16 protein-coding genes and 1 pseudogene are annotated in these 18,844 nt (G+C 69.2%); 14 read left to right on the forward strand and 3 right to left on the reverse strand.

Translation table 11 applies throughout. The features are described from left to right. Positions 1-125 precede the first annotated feature (125 nt). From M2165_RS14400 to M2165_RS14415, 4 genes are read left to right on the forward strand one after another with little or no spacing between them, the layout of a single operon-like run. Positions 126-1,139, forward strand: a complete 1,014-nt coding sequence (locus tag M2165_RS14400) for an ABC transporter substrate-binding protein (protein WP_280815291.1) — start codon at positions 126-128, stop codon at positions 1,137-1,139. Between the two features lies 1 nt (position 1,140). Next, positions 1,141-3,411: an iron ABC transporter permease gene (locus M2165_RS14405; RefSeq protein WP_280815293.1), complete on the forward strand. Its 2,271-nt coding sequence runs from the start codon at positions 1,141-1,143 to the stop codon at positions 3,409-3,411. Between the two features lie 8 nt (positions 3,412-3,419). Next, complete coding sequence (locus M2165_RS14410) at positions 3,420-4,475, forward strand: ABC transporter ATP-binding protein (RefSeq protein ID WP_280815294.1); 1,056 nt, start codon at positions 3,420-3,422, stop codon at positions 4,473-4,475. 12 nt (positions 4,476-4,487) lie between these two features. Continuing rightward, positions 4,488-5,123: an HAD family phosphatase gene (locus M2165_RS14415; protein ID WP_280815295.1), complete on the forward strand. Its 636-nt coding sequence runs from the start codon at positions 4,488-4,490 to the stop codon at positions 5,121-5,123. On the opposite strand, the gene M2165_RS14420 is transcribed toward M2165_RS14415, so the two are convergent. After that, positions 5,110-5,787 (reverse strand): lipocalin family protein, encoded by a 678-nt coding sequence (locus M2165_RS14420; protein WP_280815296.1) that lies wholly within the window; start codon positions 5,785-5,787, stop codon positions 5,110-5,112. The two genes, M2165_RS14415 and M2165_RS14420, sit on opposite strands and share 14 nt — an antisense overlap. Before the next feature lie 248 nt (positions 5,788-6,035). Here M2165_RS14420 and tal point away from each other — a divergent pair, with 248 nt between their 5' ends. From tal to M2165_RS14435, 3 genes are all read left to right on the forward strand, one after another. Next, positions 6,036-6,995, forward strand: a complete 960-nt coding sequence (tal, locus tag M2165_RS14425) for a transaldolase (RefSeq protein ID WP_280815297.1) — start codon at positions 6,036-6,038, stop codon at positions 6,993-6,995. 2 nt (positions 6,996-6,997) lie between these two features. Beyond that, entirely contained in the window at positions 6,998-8,557 is a 1,560-nt protein-coding gene (pgi, locus tag M2165_RS14430) for a glucose-6-phosphate isomerase (RefSeq protein WP_280815298.1), read from the forward strand. Between the two features lie 130 nt (positions 8,558-8,687). Further along, complete coding sequence (locus M2165_RS14435; RefSeq protein ID WP_280815299.1) at positions 8,688-9,020, forward strand: DUF805 domain-containing protein; 333 nt, start codon at positions 8,688-8,690, stop codon at positions 9,018-9,020. 56 nt (positions 9,021-9,076) lie between these two features. On the opposite strand, the gene M2165_RS14440 is transcribed toward M2165_RS14435, so the two are convergent. Next, a complete protein-coding gene (locus M2165_RS14440) occupies positions 9,077-10,114 on the reverse strand; it encodes a 4-hydroxythreonine-4-phosphate dehydrogenase PdxA (protein WP_280815300.1) in 1,038 nt (345 codons plus the stop codon). Positions 10,115-10,162: 48 nt separating this feature from the next. Next, positions 10,163-11,144: pseudogene (locus M2165_RS14445) on the reverse strand (tripartite tricarboxylate transporter substrate binding protein). A gap of 92 nt (positions 11,145-11,236) precedes the next feature. On the opposite strand from M2165_RS14445, the gene M2165_RS14450 reads away from it, so the two are divergent. The 7 genes from M2165_RS14450 (at position 11,237) to M2165_RS14480 (ending at position 18,842) form a co-directional block, all read left to right on the forward strand. Next, complete coding sequence (locus tag M2165_RS14450; protein ID WP_280815301.1) at positions 11,237-12,169, forward strand: LysR family transcriptional regulator; 933 nt, start codon at positions 11,237-11,239, stop codon at positions 12,167-12,169. Positions 12,170-12,362: 193 nt separating this feature from the next. Beyond that, a complete protein-coding gene (locus M2165_RS14455; protein WP_280815302.1) occupies positions 12,363-13,673 on the forward strand; it encodes a sugar ABC transporter substrate-binding protein in 1,311 nt (436 codons plus the stop codon). A 148-nt stretch (positions 13,674-13,821) separates the two neighbouring features. Beyond that, entirely contained in the window at positions 13,822-14,679 is an 858-nt protein-coding gene (locus tag M2165_RS14460; protein ID WP_280815303.1) for a sugar ABC transporter permease, read from the forward strand. A 14-nt stretch (positions 14,680-14,693) separates the two neighbouring features. After that, positions 14,694-15,518, forward strand: coding sequence for a carbohydrate ABC transporter permease (locus M2165_RS14465; protein ID WP_280815304.1), 825 nt, complete (start codon positions 14,694-14,696; stop codon positions 15,516-15,518). A gap of 17 nt (positions 15,519-15,535) precedes the next feature. After that, the gene (gene ugpC / locus M2165_RS14470; protein WP_280815305.1) at positions 15,536-16,573 is read left to right on the forward strand and encodes a sn-glycerol-3-phosphate ABC transporter ATP-binding protein UgpC; all 1,038 of its coding nucleotides are present in this window, start codon (positions 15,536-15,538) and stop codon (positions 16,571-16,573) included. Positions 16,574-16,665: 92 nt separating this feature from the next. Further along, on the forward strand, positions 16,666-18,057 hold the full coding sequence (dalD, locus tag M2165_RS14475) for a D-arabinitol 4-dehydrogenase (protein WP_280817542.1): 1,392 nt from the start codon (positions 16,666-16,668) through the stop codon (positions 18,055-18,057). Further along, positions 18,054-18,842 carry an L-iditol 2-dehydrogenase gene (locus M2165_RS14480; protein ID WP_280815306.1) on the forward strand — a complete coding sequence of 263 codons (789 nt, stop codon included), beginning with the start codon at positions 18,054-18,056 and terminating at the stop codon, positions 18,840-18,842. Before dalD ends, M2165_RS14480 begins: the two co-directional genes overlap by 4 nt. The last annotated feature ends 2 nt before the right edge of the window (positions 18,843-18,844 follow it).

The raw sequence follows: 18,844 nt of genomic DNA on the forward strand, positions 1-18,844 counted from the left end.
GTCTTGATGCCGAGGGGGCTGTTTCAACCGAATGGTACTTGTACCAATTCATGAAACCTGTACGAAAGCTACGCTCCACGACGGCCGCGAGGCCTTTTTTGTTTGGCGAGGCACGAGGTGTTCACATGAAGAAGCTTTGGAGTGCGGCCGCACTGCTGGGCCTGTCGGCCGCCGCATCGGCGCAGGGCACGGTCAACGTGATCTGTTCCGTCCAGGCCGAATGGTGCAGCGTGATCGCCACCGTCTATGCGCGCACCACCGGTACGCGCATCAACATGTCGCTCAAGGGCTCGGGCGAGGCGCTGGCCCAGCTCATCGCCGAGAAGGACAACCCCAAGACCGACGTCTGGTTCGGCGGCACGGGCGATCCGCACCTGCAGGCGGCGGAGCAGGGGCTCACGCTCGAGTACAGGTCGCCCACGCTCGCGCAGCTGCACCCCTGGGCGCAGCAGCAGGCGAAGCAGTCGGCCTACAAGACGGTGGGCATCTACTCGGGGCCGCTGGGTTTTGGCTACAACCCCGAACTGCTCGCCAAGAAGAAGCTGCCCGTGCCCAGGACCTGGGCCGACCTGCTCAAGCCCGAGTACAAGGGCGACATCCAGGTGGCGAACCCGGCCTCCAGCGGCACGGCGTACACCATGATCGCCACGCTGGTGCAGCTCATGGGCGAGGACAAGGCCTTCGATTACCTCAAGGCGCTGCACCGCAACGTGGGCCAGTACACCCGCTCGGGCACCGGTCCGATCAAGGCGGTGGCGCGCGGCGAGACGGCGGTGTCGATCAGCTTCGTGCACGACGGCCCGGGCGAGAAGATGCAGGGCTTCCCGGTCGAGACCGTCACGCCGGCCGACGGCACCGGCGCCGAGATCGGCTCCATGAGCATCGTCAAGGGCGCGCGCAACCTCGAGGCCGCGAAGAAGTTCTACGAATGGGCGCTCACGCCCGCGGCGCAGGAGCTCGGCGCGGCCAACAAGCAGTTCCAGCTGCCGAGCAATGCCAACGCCCGGCTCGATCCGCGCATTCCCGACTTCAAGAAGATCAAGTTCATCAACTACGACTATGCGAAATACGGCGCCAGCGCCGAGCGCCGCCGGCTCATCGCCCGATGGGAGAAGGAAGTGAACTCGCTGCCGCGCTAGGGTGAGCACCGCCACCGTGGCCGCCGGCGTCGCGCCCGCAACGCGCGGCAATCCCGCCGCCGAGGCGGCGGCCCGTCGCTCGCAGCACTGGGTCCGCGCATGGGTCGCCATCGGCCTTGCGGCCTATCTGTGCCTGCCCTGGTATGCCATCCAGGACGCGACCTGGTACGAGGCCGTTCCGCAGGTGTTCTCGCAGGCCGAGGGTGCCAACGGCCTGATGCAGGCGCTGACGCAGGGGCGCCGCTGGCTCTTCGTGGGACTCGCGGGGCTTGCGCTGTGCGCCATCGGCGCGGCGCGGCCGCCGGGCCGGGCGCAGGGGCGCTGGCTGCTCGCGGGCGGCGCCGTCGGGGCGCTCGGGCTGGCGCTGTCGGGCTTCGCCATCGGCGCGCGCGGCTGGAGTTTCGCTGCGCTCAACGCGCGCTTCGGCGAACTCGCCGTCAACCAGTTCGGCATCGGCGCGGGCGGCTTCGTGGCGCTCACGGCGCTCGTGCTGCTGGCGGCCTTCGGCATCGCCCGGCTCGGCCGTTTCAAGGGCGACCTGTTCGTCGCCGCGGCCGTCACCGGCTGCGCGATGCTGATGGCGCTCTTCATCGCCTACCCGGTGAGCAAGGCGCTCGCGGGGGCCTTCTTCGACGAGGACGGCCGCTGGTCGCTCGCGGCCTTCGCCGCGCGTGTGTTCACCGAGCGTGTCTGGGGCCTGGGCTGCCTGTCCGGCGGCGTGCGCTGCGGCGTGGCCTGGAACACCCTGGCGCTGGCGCTGCTCACGGCCGCAGGCACCACCTTCCTCGGCACGCTGATGGCGCTGATGGCCGAGCGCGGCAGCCGACGCGGGCGGGGCGCGCTGCGCGTGCTGGCGCTGCTGCCGATCATCACGCCCCCTTTCGTGGTGGGCCTCGGCCTGATCCTGCTGTTCGGCCGCGCGGGCATCGTCAACCAGTTGCTGGAGAGCGCCTTCGGCATCGAACCCACGCGCTGGTTCTACGGCATGCCGGGCGTGCTGGTGGCGCAACTGTTCGCCTTCACGCCCATCGCCTTCATGATCATGCGCGGCGTGGTGCAGGGCATTGCGCCCAGCCTGGAAGAAGCCGCGCAGATGCTGCGCGCCGACAGGCGCCGCACCTTCTTCACCGTCACGCTGCCGCTGCTCAAGCCGGGGCTCGCCAACGCCTTCCTCGTCGGCTTCATCGAGAGCATCGCCGACTTCGGCAACCCGGTGGTCGTGGGCGGGCAGTTCTCGGTGCTGTCGACCGACATCTTCTTCGCCATCGTCGGCGCGCAGTACGACCAGGGCCGCGCGGCCTCGCTGGCCTGGGTGCTCACGCTGTTCGCGCTCGGCGTGTTCGCGCTGCAGCGCGGCGTGCTCGGGCGGCGGAACTACACCACCGTGAGCGGCAAGGGTGACGCGGGCATACCGATGGCGCTGCCCGACGGCGTGCGGCGGGCCATCCAGTGCATCGCGCTGCCGTGGATCGCCTTCACCGCGGTGGTCTACCTGTTCGCTTTCGCGGGCGGTTTCGTCCAGACCTGGGGCCGCGACTACAGCTTCACCCTCGGCCACTTCAGGAATGCCTTCGCGCTCGAGTGGGGCCCGTTCGGCCTGGTCTGGGCCGGCACCGCATGGAACTCGCTGCTCACCACGCTCAAGCTGGCGGGCATCTCGGCGCCCCTGACCGCGGCGCTGGGGCTGCTGATCGCGTGGCTGCTCGCGCGCAACGAATTCAAGGGGCAGGGCGCCTTCGAGTTCGGCGCATTGCTGGCGTTCGCGATCCCCGGCACCGTGCTGGGCGTGAGCTACATCCTGGCCTTCAACGTGCCGCCGTTCGAACTGACCGGCACGGGGCTCATCATCGTGCTGTGCTTCATGTTCCGCAACCTGCCGGTGGGCGTGCGCGCCGGCACGGCAGCCTTCAAGCAGCTCGACCGCTCGCTCGACGAAGCCTCGCTGATGCTGCGCGCCTCCACCGCGCAGACGCTCGTGCACGTGGTGCTGCCGCTGCTCAAGCCGGCGCTCGTCGCCGCGCTGGTCTACAGCTTCGTGCGTTCGATGACCACGGTGAGCGCGGTGATCTTCCTCGTCACGGCCGAGAACGAGCTCGCCACCACCTACATCATCGGGCGCGTGGGCAACGGCGACTACGGCATCGCGCTGGCGTACTGCACGGTGCTCATGGTGCTGATGTCGCTCGCCATCGCGCTGGTGCAGTGGCTGGTCGGCGAGCGCCGGCTCGGCCGCCGCGCGGCTGCTTCCGCATCGGCCATCCGGGAGTTTTGAGGAACGACATGGGCAACGGCATCGAATTTCGCAACGTCAGCAAGCGCTACGGCACCGACCGGGCCGCGCCGCCGGCCGTCGACGGCATCAGCTTCGAGGTGCCCGAGGGCACGCTGACCACCATCCTCGGTCCTTCGGGCTGCGGCAAGACGACCACGCTGCGCATGATCGCGGGGCTGGAATCGCCGAGCGCGGGTTCGATCCTCATGGGCGGGCGCGACGTCACCACGCTCGGGCCCGCCGAGCGCAACGTGAGCATGATGTTCCAGAGCTACGCGCTGTTCCCGCACATGAACGTGATCGAGAACGTCGGCTACGGGCTGCGCATGAGCGGCGTGAGGAAGGACGAGGCCGCCGCACGCGCGCGCGAGGCGCTGCGCGGCGTGGGCCTGGTCGGTTTCGACACACGCCTGCCGAGCGAGCTCTCGGGCGGCCAGCAGCAGCGCGTGGCGCTGGCACGCGCGCTCGTGCTGGAGCCCGCGGTGCTCTTGTTCGACGAGCCGCTGTCCAACCTCGATGCCCGCCTGCGCCGCGAGATGCGCGAGGAGATCCGCACGCTGCAGCAGCGGCTGAAGCTCACCGTCGCCTACGTCACGCACGACCAGAGCGAGGCGCTGGCCGTGAGCGACCAGATCATCGTGATGGACCACGGCACCATCGCCCAGCGCGGCACGCCCGAGCAGCTCTACGCCAGGCCCGGCAGCGAGTTCGTCGCGGGTTTCATGGGCGAGGCGATGGTGTTCGCCGCCAGGGCGGAGGCCGATGGCAGCGTGGCGGTCGGGCCGCTGCGCCTGCGTCCGCGCGATCCGGTGGCGCCCGGCGCAGTCAAGGTGGCGGTGCGGCCCGAGGCGTGGCGCATCGGTGCCGCCGGCGCGGCCGAAGGCCTGCCCGCCACGCTGCGGAAGGCCGCCTACCTGGGCAGTTTCTACGAGTACGGCTTCGACACCGCGCTCGGTTCCGTCTTCGTGGTGTCGACCGACCTGTCCCGGCCGCTCGCGGCGGGCGCCGAGGCCACGCTGTCGCTGGCGGCGCACGGCGTCAGCGTGGTGCCAGCCGACGCATGAAACAATGGCGCCATGAACGTGGTTTTCGATCTTGGCGCCGTGCTCCTGGCCTGGGAGCCCACCCGGCTGGTACAGACCCATCTTCCCGAACACGCCCCGAACGAGGCCGCTGCCGCGGCGCTCGGCCGTGCGCTCTTCCACCATGACGACTGGCTGAGCTTCGACTGCGGCACGCGCTCGCTCGACGAAGCGATCGCACGCATGGCGCAGCGGCTCACGCTGCCGCGCGAGAAGCTCGAGGCGATGCTGGTCACGCTCGGCGAGCGCCTCGAGCCCATCGGCGTGACGGTCGAACTGCTCGAAGGGTTGTTCGCGCGGCGCGATGCGGGCGAGGCGCTGCGCCTGTTCTATCTGTCGAACATGCCCGGCCCCTATGCGCGCGCCATCGAGCGCCGGCATGCGTTCATGCGGCGCTTCGACGGCGGCGTGTTCTCGGGCGACGTGAAGTTCATGAAGCCGCATCGCGAGATCTACGAGCTGCTCGCGGTGCGCCATGCGCTCGAGCCGCAGCAGACGGTCTTCATCGACGACTCGGCCGCCAACGTGGAGGCGGCGCGCGCCTTCGGCTGGCATGCGATCCACTGCACCCGGCCGGCCTCGCTCGCGGCGCAGCTCGGGCGCTACCTGCCGGCGGCTATCGCGCCGTGAGCACCACCTTCGCGGTGTCGAAACCCAGGCTCGCGGCATAGTCCAGCTCGGCCTGCAGAGCGGCGTCTTCCAGCCGCGGTGCGCGCGACAGCACCCAGAGGTACTCGCGGTCGGGCGTGCCGACCAGCGCGACCTGGTAGTCGCGGTCGAGCTTCAAGATCCAGTAGTCGCCCCAGACCATCGGCAGCCAGCCGAGCCATGCGGGTGCGAAGCGCACTTCGAGGCGGCCCGCGCCGGGCTGGCCCGCCACCGGCACCACGCGCGCCGTGCCCACGGCCTCGTCGAAATTGCCGTCCGGGCGCAGGCAGCGGTTGCGCACCTGCACGGTGCCGTCGGGCTGGGGCGTGTATTCGGCAGTGACGGGGCCGGTGCACTGCTTCTGGAAGCGGTTCGGCAGACGGGCCTGTTCATGCCAGATGCCGGCATAGCGCTGCAGGTCCACGGGCGCCACCACCTGCAGCGGCGCGCGCATCAGCGGCGCGCCGTCGGGCGGGCCCGGCAGCTGCGCGCGCGCGGTGCGTCCCGCGCCGAGCGCGAGCCAGGTGGCGACGCCGCCCACCACGAAGGCGGTTGCCAGCGTGCCGATGGCGCGGCTCGTGCGGCGGTCGTCGAAGGGTGCGGGGCTGGCGGCGGGCCCCGAAGATCGGTGGCGACGAAGATGCATGGGCGTGGCACTCCTCTGGAGGGGTCGAAGCAGCGGGCGGGGCGAGCGCACAGGGTAGCCGCACGCGGGCCGCCGCGCCGTCAGCGGCGGACCACAGCCGCTGTAGGGGGCACGGCCCGGCGACAACCCTTTCGGCGCCAGGCCGATGGAACGCGCGGGAAAGCCATGCTACGGTGCGCATGAAAACATCGAACCCGGCGCAACAGCGTGCAGGACTTGTCATCACCCGGACCGGATAATCTTTCTCCATGAACCAACTCGATGCCCTTCGCCAATGGACCACCGTGGTCGCCGACACCGGCGACTTCAAGCAACTCAGCATCTCGAAGCCGCAGGACGCGACCACCAACCCCTCGCTCATCCTGAAGGCGGTGCAGAAGCCCGAGTACCGGCCGCTGCTGGACGAGGCCGTCAAGAAGCATGCCGGCAAGCCGCTCGACGAGGTCATCGACCGCCTGCTGGTGCGCTTCGGCACCGAGATCCTCTCGATCATCCCGGGCCGCGTGTCTACCGAGGTCGATGCGCGCCTCTCCTTCGACACCGCCGCCACCATCGCCCGCGGCGAGCGCATCGTGGCGCTCTACAAGGCCGAGGGCATCGACACCGAGAAGCGCCTGCTGATCAAGGTGGCCTCCACCTGGGAAGGCATCCAGGCGGCCCGCGCGCTCGAGCAGAAGGGCATCCGCACCAACCTGACGCTGCTGTTCTCCTTCGCGCAGGCCGTGGCCTGCGGCGAAGCGGGCGTGCAGCTCATCTCGCCCTTCGTGGGCCGCATCTACGACTGGTACAAGAAGGCCGAAGGCGCCAAGTGGGACGAGGCCGCGAACGCCGGCGCCAACGACCCCGGCGTCAAGTCGGTGCGCCAGATCTACGGCTACTACAAGCAGCACGGCATCAAGACCGAGGTGATGGGCGCGAGCTTCCGCAACGTGGGGCAGATCCGCGCACTCGCCGGCTGCGACCTGTTGACCATCAGCCCCGAGCTGCTGGCCGAACTGGCCGCCAGCAGCGACCCGCTTGAACATGCGCTCGATGCCGCCAAGGCCAAGGCCCAGGCGCCCGTGCCGAAGCTGAGCTACGACGAGGCCGCGTTCCGCTTCGCGCTCAACGAGGACGCGATGGCGACCGAGAAGCTCGCCGAAGGCATCCGCGCCTTCGCGGCCGATGCCGTGAAGCTCGAAAAGCTCATGCAGGAAAGCGGCAAGTGACGATGGCCACGACCCAACAACGCTGCGACCGCGCGCCCGCATGGGCGCAACTGCAGTCCTACTTCGAGACCGCGGGCCGGCAGTTCGACCTGCGCCATGCCTTCGTCGAGGATGCCGGGCGCTTCGCGCGCTTCAGCCAGGAGGCGCCGCACGTCTTCGCCGACCTGTCGAAGAACCTCCTCGACGTGCGCGTCGAGGAGATGCTGCTCAAGCTCGCCACCGAGTGCGGCCTCGAAGCGCACCGCGACGCGATGTTCGCGGGCGAGCACGTCAACAACACCGAGGACCGCGCGGTGCTGCACACGCTGCTGCGCGCGCCGGCCGGCGCCGCGTCGAACCGCACCGCCGGTGAACTGCAAGAAGTGCACGCCACCCTCGACGCGATGCTGGCCTATGCCGAGCAGGTGCGCGGCGACCACACGATCACCGACGTGGTCAACATCGGCATCGGCGGCTCCGACCTCGGCCCGCAGATGGCGGTGCTCGCGCTCGCGGAGTTCACCGCGCCGGGCAAGCGCTTCCATTTCGTCTCCAACGTCGACGGCCATGAACTCGCGGGCGTGCTGCGCGACCTCGCGCCCGAGCACACGCTGTTCCTGATCGCCTCCAAGACCTTCACCACGGCCGAGACCATGGCGAACGCGCTCTCGGCCAAGCGCTGGTACGAGCAGTCGGGCGGCACCGACATCGCGGGCCACTTCGCGGCGCTCACCACCAACGTCGAGGCCGCGAAGCAGTTCGGCATCGACACCACCTTCGGCTTCTGGGACTGGGTGGGCGGGCGCTATTCGCTGTGGTCGGCGATCGGTCTGCCGATCGCGCTGGCCATCGGCGCCGACGGCTTCCGGCGCCTGCTCGCGGGCGCGCATGCGATGGACGAGCACTTCCGCACCGCGCCGCTGGCGCAGAACCTGCCGGTGCGCCTGGGCCTGCTCGACGTCTGGTACCGCAACTTCCACCGCTTCACGAGCCGCGGCATCGCGCCGTACCACAGCGCGCTCAAGCGGCTGCCGGCCTACCTGCAGCAGCTCGAGATGGAAAGCAACGGCAAGCAGGTCGATGCGAGCGGCGCCGCACTGCCGCCGGGGCTGGGCACCTCGCCCGTGCTCTGGGGCGAGCCTGGCACCAACGGGCAGCACGCCTATTTCCAGATGCTGCACCAGGGCACCGACGTGATCCCGCTCGAGTTCGTGGCTGTGCGCGATGCGGCGCACGACCTCGAAGGCCATCATCCGAAGCTGCTCGCCAACGCCCTGGCGCAGGCCCAGGCGCTGATGGTCGGCAAGCTCGACGCGGGCGGCCACAAGAACTTCCCGGGCAACCGGCCGAGCACCTTCTTCGTGCTCGAGAAACTCACGCCCGAATCGCTCGGCGCCTTCCTCGCGATGTACGAGCACCGCGTGTTCACCAGCGGCGCGCTCTGGGGCATCAACAGCTTCGACCAGTGGGGCGTGGAGCTCGGCAAGGTGCTCGCGAAGGACATCGAACCGCGCCTCGCCACGGGCGACATCACGGGGCTCGATGCATCGACCGCGGGACTGCTGGAGCGGCTCAAGCGATGAGCCAAGGCCGTGGTTGCGGCCTTTTGTTTGCGGAACGACGAGCGTTCCGGGCCGTTGTTGCCGTTGAAAGATGCCTCGATATGATCGGCCCCGGGAACTTTCCCAGGGGTCAATCAAGAGGAGTCGATCAATGGATTTTCAAACAGCGGTCAAGACCTGTTTCGCCAAGTACACCGATTTCAGCGGGCGCGCATCGCGTTCGGAGTTCTGGTGGTTCATCCTGGCCGAGGTGGTGGTGCTCGTCGTCGCGAGCCTGATCCACCAGTACGTCTATTTCATCGCGGCGCTGGGCTTCCTGCTGCCCGTGCTCGCCGTGGGCGCCCGCCGGCTGCATGACATCGGCAAGTCCGGTTGGCTGCAACTGCTGATGATCATCCCGCTGATCAACCTGGTGCTGATCTACTTCTTCGTGCAGCCCACGCAGCCCGAGACCAACGCGCACGGCGCGCCGCCGGTCGCCTGAGCGGCATCGCCGCATGTCTTCGAGGGCCGCGCGAGCGGCCCTTTTGCCTGGCGGCCTCAGTGCGGCGCGCCCGCTGCCGCCATGCGCACGCACAGGTCGAAGGCCTGCTGCAGTCCCTCGATCTGCGCGATGCCTTGGCCTGCGATGTCGAAGGCGCTGCCGCTCGCCGACGTGGCCACGGGCACCGGCAGGCCGCCGTGCAGCGTCACGCCCTGTTCGAAGCCCATGAGCTTCATAGCGATCTGGCCCTGGTCGTGGTACATCGACACCACCGCATCCACGTCGCCGCGGCGCGCGCCGATGAACACCGTGTCGGGCGAGAAGGGCCCGCGCGCGTCGAGGCCCTCGGCGCGCAGCCGCTCGATGGCCGGCGCGATGATCTCGATCTCCTCCATGCCGATGGAGCCGCCGTCGCCGGCATGCGGGTTGAGGCCGGTGACCGCGATGCGCGGCGCCGCCACGCCGGCGCGGCGCAGCGCCGCATCGATGATCCTCACCGCGTCGCACACGCCGTCTCCGGTGATCTGGGCGGCCACGTCCTTGAGCGGCACGTGCGAGGTCACGCGCGAGGTCCAGAGCGAGCCCGTGAGGTTGAACTCGCAGACGAAGCCCTGCACCGCGAAACGCTCCTGCATGTAGCGCAGCTCGTCCTCGTGCTGCAGCCCGCCGAGCCGCAGCGAATGCTTGTTGAGCGGCGCGAAGAGGATCGCGTCCGCCCGGCCGCGGCGCACGGTCTCGGTGGCGAGTTCGAGCGCCTCGAAGGAGGCCCGGCCCGAGCGCGCGTTCGATTCGCCGAGCACCGGCGCCTCGCCGTGCATCCAGTCGCATGCGAGCAGGCTGGGCCGGCCGGGCTCGAAGCGCAGGTCGTCCGGGCCATCGAGCCGCAGCGGGTCGAGTGCCGCGCCCGCGATGCGCTCGCCCGCCGCCAGCACCACCGGATCGGCGATCAGCAGCACGCGCGCGGCATCGAGGTTGCGCTGGCGCGCGAGCAGCTTCACGGCCATCTCGGGGCCGATGCCGCTGGGGTCGCCGAGCAGCACGGCGATGCGGGGCCTGGCGGCGTTCGCGGCGGGGGTCGTGGGGGAGGCGGGCATGTCTGTCGTTTCTTTCTGTCTGTCTGTCTGTCTGTCTGTCAGAGGATCTCAATCGGCCTTGATGTTGGCGTCGCGCACGAGCTGGCCGTAGTGGGCGAACTCCTGCCTGTTCATCGCCGCGAAGGGCTCGCCGGTCAGCGTGCCGGGCTCGCCGCCGAGCGCCTTGATGCGCGCCTGCACGTCGGCGAGCTTCATCGTGCGCGTGAGTTCGGCGCTCAGCCGCTCGACCACCGGTCGCGGCGTGCCGGCCGTCACGTAGAGGCCGTACCAGGTCGACACGTCGGCGCCCTTGACGCCCTGCTCGGCCAGCGTGGGCACGTCGGGCAGCTCGGGCGAGCGCTGCGGGCGCGGTCACGGCGAGCGCGCGGAACTTGCCGGCCTTGATCTGGCCCATGGCCGACGAGGTGCTGTCGAACATCATGTCGACCTCGCCGCCGATGATGTCGACGTGCGCCTGCGAACTGCCCTTGTAGGGCACGTGGATCGACTTCATGCCGGTGGCGAGGTTGAAGGCTTCGCCGCCCACGTGCTGGGTGCTGCCGATGCCCGACGAGGCGTACTTGAAGCCGCCGGGCTTCGCGGCCATGGCCGCGACGAGGTCCTTCACCGACCGGTAGGGCGAGCCGGCGGCGACCACGAGCACGTTGGGCATCACGGCCACGAGGCCGATGGGCTCGAGGTCCTTCAGCGGGTCGTACTTGAGCTTGAGGATGTGCGGCGCCACGGCCTGTGCCGTGTTGGTGGCCAGCAGCAGCGTGCTGCCGTCGGCCGCGGCGCGGGCCGCGAGTTCGCCCGCGATGGTGTTGGAAGCGCCGGGCCGGTTCTCCACGGTCACCGGCTGCTTGAGCGCGGGGGCGAACTTGTCCGCCAGCACCCGCGCCAGGATGTCGGTGCCGCCGCCCGGCGAGGCGCCGACGAGGATGCGTACCGGCTTGTCGGGGTAGGCCGGCTGCGCGCCGGCCGTGGCGGCCGCAAGCGCCAGCACGGCGATGCCGGCCGCGCGGGCGAGCGAGGAAGAAGAAAGGCGCATGGGGTTGTCTCCGGCTTGTTTGTCCCCGAGCCTACGGAGCTTGCGCCAGGCGATCCAATCGAAAAAGCCGGCGCCTCCATATACTTTTGTGCATGACGACCGGCCTCACCGACACCTCGCTGATGCTCCATGTGCGGCCGCGGCAACTGCTGCTGCTGGCCAAGCTCGATGCGCACCGCCACCTGGGCCGTGCGGCCGAGGCCATGAACATCAGCCAGCCGGCCGCCACCAAGCTGCTGCAGCAATTGGAAGATGCGCTCGGCGAGCGGCTCTTCGAGCGGCTCGCGCGCGGCATGGAGCCCACGCCCTACGGCGAGATCCTGATCCGCTATGCGCGCCGCGTGCTCAGCGACTTCGGCAGCGCGCGCGAGGAGATGCTCGCGCTGCGCTCGGGCCTGAGCGGTGCGCTGCGCGTGGGCAGCGTGCCGGGCGCGGTGCCGGAACTGCTGGCGCCGGCGCTGGTGGAGTACCACCGCCGCCACCCGCAGGTGGCGGTGTCGGTGGTGGTGGAGACCAGCGACGTGATCCGGGCGCAGCTGGCGCAGGGCGAGGTCGATTTCGTGCTGGGCCGCCTGACCGAGGGCCACGACGAAGCGAAGTACGCGAGCGTGCCGCTGCTGGGCGAGGCGCAGGTGGTCGTGGTGCGGGCCGGGCACCCGGTGTTCGCGCGCACGCCGGTCACGCTGGCGGACATGGCGAGCTGGTCGTGGGTGCTGCAGCCGCCCGGCTCGCCGCAGCGCGGGCGCTTCGAGGCCGCGATGCGCGAGGCGGGCATCCAGGCGCGGCTCGACATCATCGAAACGGCATCGCCGATCGCCACCACGGCGCTGCTGGAGAACTCCGACATGGCGGCCGTGATGCCGGCCTCGCAGGCCAGCCACTATGCGCGGCTGGGCGTGTTGCAGACGGTGCCGCTGGCACTGCCGCCGGTGCGCGTGCCGCCGATCTGCCTCATCACGCGGCTGGACCGCACGCTGTCGCCGGCCGCGGCGCAGCTGCGGCGCCAGCTGCTGGGCGGCGGCTGAGACAAGGCGCCGCGCACGAACGCTTTCGGCTGGCATTTTCCATGCTGTATTGCATCAACTAGGGAATTCACTAGCCAATCGGTGCAAGAAAGTACCGGCGGTGCCTGCGGCAGTACCAAAGCCGCAAGCGCGTTTCTCCAGAATCCGCCCACGGCGACCCGGCACAGGGCGTCGCTCACCTCTAGGAGACAACATGAAGCGTTTTCTGAAAGCGGGCCTCGTCCTCGCGCTTGCCGGCAGCGGGCTCGTCGCCCAGGCCGCCACCGAACTCGTCATCGCGACCGTGAACAACGGCCACATGATCGAGATGCAGAAGCTGACGCCCTTCTTCGAGAAGGCGAATCCCGACATCAAGCTCAAGTGGGTGACGCTGGAAGAGGGCGTGCTGCGCCAGCGCGTGACCACCGACATCGCCACCAAGGGCGGCCAGTTCGACGTGATGACCATCGGCCTGTACGAGGCGCCGATCTGGTCGAAGAAGGGCTGGCTGCAGCCCATCGCCACCGATGCCGCCTACGACGCCGACGACCTGCTGCCCGCGATCCGCGCCGGCCTCTCCTACGACGGCAAGCTCTACGCGGCGCCCTTCTACGGCGAAAGCTCGATGCTCATGTACCGCAAGGACCTGGCCGACAAGGTGGGCTTCCAGATGCCCGAGCAGCCCACCTGGGCGCAGGTGAAGGAACTGGCCGGCAAGATCCACGACCCGAAGGCCGGCGTGTACGGCATGTGCCTGCGCGGCAAGCCGGGCTGGGGCGACAACATGGCCTTCCTGACCACGCTGGTCAACACCCACGGTGGCCAGTGGTTCGACATGCAGTGGAAGCCGCAGATCGACACCAAGCCCTGGAAGGACGCGATCGGCTTCTACGTCGACCTGATGAAGTCCTACGGCCCGCCTGGCGCCTCGGCCAACAGCTTCAACGAGAACCTCGCGCTCTTCAACGAGGGCAAGTGCGGCATGTGGGTGGACGCGACCATCGCGGCCTCCTTCATCAGCGATCCGAAGCAGTCGAAGGTGGCCGACAAGGTGGCCTTCGCGCAGGCGCCCGTCGCCGTGACGCCCAAGGGCGCCAACTGGCTCTGGACCTGGAACCTGGCGATCCCCGCCAGCTCGACCAAGGGCGCGGCCGCGCAGACCTTCGTGAAGTGGGCGACGTCCAAGGAGTACATCAACCTCGTGGCCAAGGAGCACGGCTGGGGCACGGTGCCCACCGGCACGCGCAAGTCGACCTACGCCAACCCCGAGTTCCAGAAGGCCGCGAAGTTCGCCGCCGCCGAGAAGAAGGCGATCGACAGCGCCAACCTCAGCGACAGCACGTTGCCCAAGTCGCCGTACGTGGGCGTGCAGTACGCCGCCATCCCCGAGTTCCAGGCCATCGGCGTGGCGGTGGGCCAGCAGATGAGCGCGGCGCTGTCGGGCAAGGTCACCGTCGACCAGGCACTGAAGACGTCGCAGACGGCGGCGGAGCGGGAGATGAAGAAAGCTGGCTACTACAAGTGAGCCTCCGGGACTTGCTCCCTCCCCCGCTGGGGGAGGGTCGGGGTGGGGGCGCGCGGCGCTTCTGCACGCGCCATGCCTGAGCAGCGAGCCCCCATCCCACCTTCCCCCAGAGGGGGAAGGAGCCAGAGACAACAAGAAGGACCGCCTCATGAAACGACTCCTGCCCCGCGCCCTCATGGCGCCCGCCGTGCTCACGCTCTTCCTCTGGATGATCGTGCCGCTGGCGATGACGTTGTACTTCTCCTTCGTGAACTACAACCTCATGCAGCCCGGCGAGCGCAGCTTCGCGGGCATCGAGAACTTTCACTACTTCGTCACCGATCCCGACTTCTGGCCGGCGACGTGGAACACGCTGCTTCTGATCGGCAGCGTGATCGTCATCACCGTGGTGCTCGGCGTGCTGCTCGCGCTGCTGGTCAACGAGCCGTTCCCGGGGCGCGGCATCGTGCGCGTGCTGCTGATCTCGCCGTTCTTCGTCATGCCCGCGGTCAACGCGCTCTTGTGGAAGCACATGATGATGAACCCGATCTACGGCATCCTGGCCGACCTGTGGCGCCTGTTCGGCGCGCAGCCCGTGGACTGGCTCACCGAGGTGCCGCTGCTGTCGGTGATCGTCATGGTGGCCTGGCAGTGGCTGCCGTTCGCCTGCCTGATCTTCATCACCTCGCTGCAGTCGCTCGACCGCGAGCAGATGGAAGCCGCGCGCATGGACGGCGCGAGCGCATTCCAGCGCTTCTTCTATCTCACCGTGCCGCATCTCGCGCGGCCGATGGCGGTGGTGATCATGATCGAGATGATCTTCCTGCTCAGCGTGTTCGCCGAGATCGCCATCACCACCAACGGCGGCCCGGGCAACGAGAGCACCAACATGACCTACCTGATCTTCAAGCAGTCGCTGATGAACTTCGACGTGGGCGTGGCCTCGGCCGGCGCGTTGTTCGCGGTGGTGCTGGCCAACATCGTGGCGGTGTTCCTGATCCGCATCATCGGCAAGAACCTCGACTGAGCAAGGAGCGCGAGATGCCACCCAGCAATTTTTTTCCGCAGCTGCTGCGCACCGTGGGTGCGTGGGCGGTTGCGCTCTTGTTGTTCTTCCCGCTCGGCTGGCTGTTCCTCACGGCCTTCAAGACCGAGCTGCAGGCGATCCACGTGCCGCCGCTCTTCGTCTTCGAGCCCACGCTCGACAACTTCGGCGAAGTGCAGCGGCGCAGCGACTACCTGCTGTATGCGCGCAACTCGCTCGTCACCAGCCTGGGCTCGACCATCCTGGGCCTGCTGATCGCGGCGCCGGCGGCGTATTCGATGGCCTTCTTCCGCACGCGCAGGACGCGCGACATTTTGATGTGGATGCTCTCCACCAAGATGATGCCGGCCGTGGGCGCGCTGGTGCCGATCTACGTGCTCGCGCAGACCGCGGGCCTGCTGGACTCGCTCACCGCGCTGACCATCGTCTTCACGCTGTCGAACCTGCCGATCATGGTGTGGATGCTCTACAGCGCCTACAAGGACATTCCGAACGAGATCCTCGAGGCCGCGCGCATGGACGGCGCGAGCCTGTGGACCGAGTTCCGCCACGTGGTGCTGCCGCTGTCGGTGGGCGGCCTCGCATCGACCGGCCTCTTGTGCCTGGTGCTGAGCTGGAACGAGGCCTTCTGGGCGCTCAACCTCAGTTCCGCCAAGGCCGGCACGCTCGCGACGCTGATCGCCTCGTATTCGAGCCCCGAAGGGCTGTTCTGGGCCAAGCTCTCGGCCGCCTCGCTGATGGCCATCGCGCCGATCGTGGTGTTCGGCTGGTTCAGCCAGAAGCAATTGGTGCAGGGCCTGACCTTCGGCGCCGTCAAGTAAAGCAAGGGAGACATTTCATGGCCTACCTCGAACTCCAGAACATCCAGAAGAGCTTCGGCGACGTCCACATCATCAAGGGCGTCGACCTCGAAATCCGGAAGGGCGAATTCATCGTCTTCGTCGGGCCTTCGGGCTGCGGCAAGTCGACGCTGCTGCGGCTGATTGCGGGGCTCGAACCCATCAGCAGCGGCAAGCTGCTGCTGGACGGCAAGGACATCACCTTCGCGCCCTCGGGCAAGCGCGACCTGGCGATGGTGTTCCAGAGCTACGCGCTCTATCCGCACATGAGCGTGTACGACAACATGTCCTTCGCGCTCAAGCTCGCGGGCGTCTCCAGGGCCGAGATCAAGACCAAGGTCGAGCACGCGGCGAAGACGCTCAACCTCACGCAGTACCTCGACCGGCTGCCCAAGGATCTCTCGGGCGGCCAGCGCCAGCGCGTGGCGATCGGCCGGGCGATCGTGCGCGCGCCCAAGGTGTTCCTGTTCGACGAGCCGCTGTCGAACCTCGACGCGGCACTGCGCGGCAACACGCGGGTCGAGATCCACAAGCTGCACCGCGCGCTCGGCGCGACCACGATCTACGTCACGCACGACCAGGTCGAGGCGATGACGCTGGCCGACCGGGTGGTGGTGCTCAAGGACGGCCTGATCGAGCAGGTGGGAACGCCGCTCGAGCTCTACGACCGGCCTGCCAACCGCTTCGTCGCGCAGTTCATCGGCATGCCTTCGATGAACATGGTGGCCGCGGATGCGATCCCGAGCTTCTCGGCCGCGACCGGCGGGCGCCTGCCGGGCGACGGCTTCCTCGGCGTGCGGCCCGAGGGGCTGCGCGTGCATGCGAAGCAGGCCGCGGCCGCGGGCGTGCCGGGCCGCGTGGAGCTGATCGAGGCGCTCGGCGCCGACACGCTGATCCACGTCGACGTGGCCGGCGTGCCGCTGATCGCGCGCCAGAACGAACGCACGCCGCTGCATGCGGGCGACGAAGTGGCGGTGGAGCTCGAACCGAGCGTGCTGCATCTCTTCAACCGCGAAGGCCGCGCGATCCGGGCCTGAGTTTTTCTTCTTCTCCCTTCATCCGGACATTTCCCGTGACCCTCGCAGCAGCGCCTCTGGCGCCCCTTCCATCGGCGCCGTCGGAGTTCGTGGTGCTCCACCTCGGGCTCGGCTCCTTCCACCGCGCCCACCAGGCCGTCTACCTGCAGCGGCTGATCGATGCGGGCGACGCGCGCTGGTCGCTCTCGGGCGCCAACATCCGGCCCGACATGGCCGAGGTCGTCGAGGCGCTGCGCGCGCAGGGCGGCCGCTACACGCTCGAAACCGTGTCGCCCGCGGGCGAGTACCGCTATGAAGAGATCGGCGCGATCCGCGAGGTGCTGCCCTGGGAGCCCTCGCTCGCCGCGGTGATCGCGCGCGGCGCGGCGCCGTCGACGCGCATCGTCTCGTTCACCGTGACCGAGGCCGGCTACTACCTCGACACGCACGGCAAGCTGGACCTCTCGTTCGCCGAACTCGCGGCCGACATCGAGCGCGCACGCCGTGGCGAATCCGGCGGCAGCGCGGGCGTGACGATCTATGGCGCCCTCTGCGCGATCCTGCGCGCGCGCAGCGCGGCCGGAGCGGGCGCGGTGACGCTGCTCAACTGCGACAACCTGCGCCACAACGGCGACCGCTTCCGCGCTGGCCTGCTCGAATTCATCGAGCGCGTGGGCGACGCGAGGCTGCTCGCGTGGGTCGGCGCGAACACCCGCTGCCCGAACGCGATGGTCGACCGCATCACGCCGCGGCCGCCGCCCGAGCTGCGCGCGCGCGTGAAGGCCGCCACCGGGCGCGATGACGCGGCCGCGATCACCGGCGAGCACTTCATCCAGTGGGTGATCGAGGACGACTTCGCCGCGGGACGGCCTGACTGGGGCCGCGTGGGCGTCGAGCTGGTCGCCTCGGTGCAGCCCTATGAAGAGGCGAAGATCCGCATCCTCAATGCCAGCCACAGCTGCATCGCCTGGGCCGGCACGCTGCTGGGGCTCTCCTTCATCCACGAAGGCACGCATCACCCCGCGATCCGCAAGATGGCCTTCGACTACGTCACCGACGACGTGATCCCCTGCCTGAGCCCCAGCCCGATCGACCTGGCCGCCTACCGCGACGTGGTGCTCGACCGCTTCGGCAATCCCGCGATTCGTGACACCAACCAGCGCGTGGCCGCCGACGGCTTCTCGAAGATTCCCGGCTTCATCGCGCCCACGGTGCGCGAGCGGCTCGCGGCGGGCCGGCCCATCGACAGCGTGGCAGTGCTGCCCGCGCTGTTCTTCGCCTTTCTGCAGCGCTGGCATCGCGGTGCGCTGCCCTACGCCTACCAGGACCAGGGCATGGACGAGGCGGCGGCGCATGCGATCTGCGCGGCGGCCGATCCGGTGCGCGCGCTGTGCGACGACGTGGCGCTCTGGGGCCCGGTCGCCGGCGACGCGCGGCTCGTCGATGCCGTGCGCGCCGCGAGCGTGCGCGTGCAGGATCTCGTGAAGACAGGAGTGCAAGCATGAGCGAACGTCTCAAGAACCGCCACGTGCTGTTGACCGGTGCCGGCGGCGGCATCGGCCTGGCGGTGGCCGAAGCCTGCATCGCCGAGGGCGCGCGCTGCAGCGTGGTCGATCGCGCACAGGCCGCACCCGAGGCGGTGCGCGCGCTGCTGCAGCGCCATCCCGAGCGGCTCGCCTACATCGCGGGCGACGTCACCGACATGCAGGCGATCGCGCACCTGCTCGCGGAAGCGCAGGTCGCCTTCGGCCCGATCCACACGCTGTTCAACAACGCCGCCGTGTTCGACCTCGCGCCGCTGCTCGACAGCGACGAGGCCTCGTTCGACCGGCTGTTCGCGGTCAACGTGAAGGGCATGTTCTTCGTCATGCAGGCGGTGCTGCGCCACATGGTCGAGGCGGGCACGCAGGGCGCGTCGGTCATCAACATGGCCTCGCAGGCAGGGCGCCGCGGCGAGGCGCTGGTGTCGCACTACTGCGCCACCAAGGCCGCGGTCATCAGCTACACGCAGAGCGCGGCGCTCGCGATGGCGCCGCACGGCATCCGCGTCAACGGCATCGCGCCCGGCGTGGTCGACACGCCGATGTGGGACCACGTCGACAGCCTGTTCGCCCGCGCCGAGGGCCTGCCGCCCGGCGAGAAGAAGCGCCGCGTGGGGCTCGAGGTGCCGCTCGGCCGCATGGGCGTGCCGGCCGACATCGCGGGCGCGGCGGTGTTCCTGGCCAGCGACGAGGCGCGCTACATCACGGCGCAGACGCTCAACGTCGACGGCGGCAACGTGATGAGCTGAAG

The sequence above is a fragment of the Variovorax sp. TBS-050B genome (assembly GCF_029893635.1).
In the GTDB taxonomy this organism is placed as follows: Bacteria; Pseudomonadota; Gammaproteobacteria; order Burkholderiales; family Burkholderiaceae_C; genus Variovorax.

What these genes read in the sequence shown, in the direction of transcription:
- M2165_RS14455 (WP_280815302.1), top strand. Translation starts at nt 12,363, where the DNA reads ATGAAGCGTTTTCTGAAAGCGGGCCTCGTCCTCGCGCTTGCCGGCAGC.
- M2165_RS14450 (WP_280815301.1), top strand. Translation starts at nt 11,237, where the DNA reads ATGACGACCGGCCTCACCGACACCTCGCTGATGCTCCATGTGCGGCCG.
- M2165_RS14420 (WP_280815296.1), bottom strand. Translation starts at nt 5,787, where the DNA reads ATGCATCTTCGTCGCCACCGATCTTCGGGGCCCGCCGCCAGCCCCGCA.
- M2165_RS14410 (WP_280815294.1), top strand. Translation starts at nt 3,420, where the DNA reads ATGGGCAACGGCATCGAATTTCGCAACGTCAGCAAGCGCTACGGCACC.
- M2165_RS14465 (WP_280815304.1), top strand. Translation starts at nt 14,694, where the DNA reads ATGCCACCCAGCAATTTTTTTCCGCAGCTGCTGCGCACCGTGGGTGCG.
- M2165_RS14435 (WP_280815299.1), top strand. Translation starts at nt 8,688, where the DNA reads ATGGATTTTCAAACAGCGGTCAAGACCTGTTTCGCCAAGTACACCGAT.
- M2165_RS14480 (WP_280815306.1), top strand. Translation starts at nt 18,054, where the DNA reads ATGAGCGAACGTCTCAAGAACCGCCACGTGCTGTTGACCGGTGCCGGC.
- M2165_RS14415 (WP_280815295.1), top strand. Translation starts at nt 4,488, where the DNA reads ATGAACGTGGTTTTCGATCTTGGCGCCGTGCTCCTGGCCTGGGAGCCC.
- M2165_RS14460 (WP_280815303.1), top strand. Translation starts at nt 13,822, where the DNA reads ATGAAACGACTCCTGCCCCGCGCCCTCATGGCGCCCGCCGTGCTCACG.
- ugpC (WP_280815305.1), top strand. Translation starts at nt 15,536, where the DNA reads ATGGCCTACCTCGAACTCCAGAACATCCAGAAGAGCTTCGGCGACGTC.
- pgi (WP_280815298.1), top strand. Translation starts at nt 6,998, where the DNA reads ATGGCCACGACCCAACAACGCTGCGACCGCGCGCCCGCATGGGCGCAA.
- tal (WP_280815297.1), top strand. Translation starts at nt 6,036, where the DNA reads ATGAACCAACTCGATGCCCTTCGCCAATGGACCACCGTGGTCGCCGAC.
- M2165_RS14400 (WP_280815291.1), top strand. Translation starts at nt 126, where the DNA reads ATGAAGAAGCTTTGGAGTGCGGCCGCACTGCTGGGCCTGTCGGCCGCC.
- M2165_RS14440 (WP_280815300.1), bottom strand. Translation starts at nt 10,114, where the DNA reads ATGCCCGCCTCCCCCACGACCCCCGCCGCGAACGCCGCCAGGCCCCGC.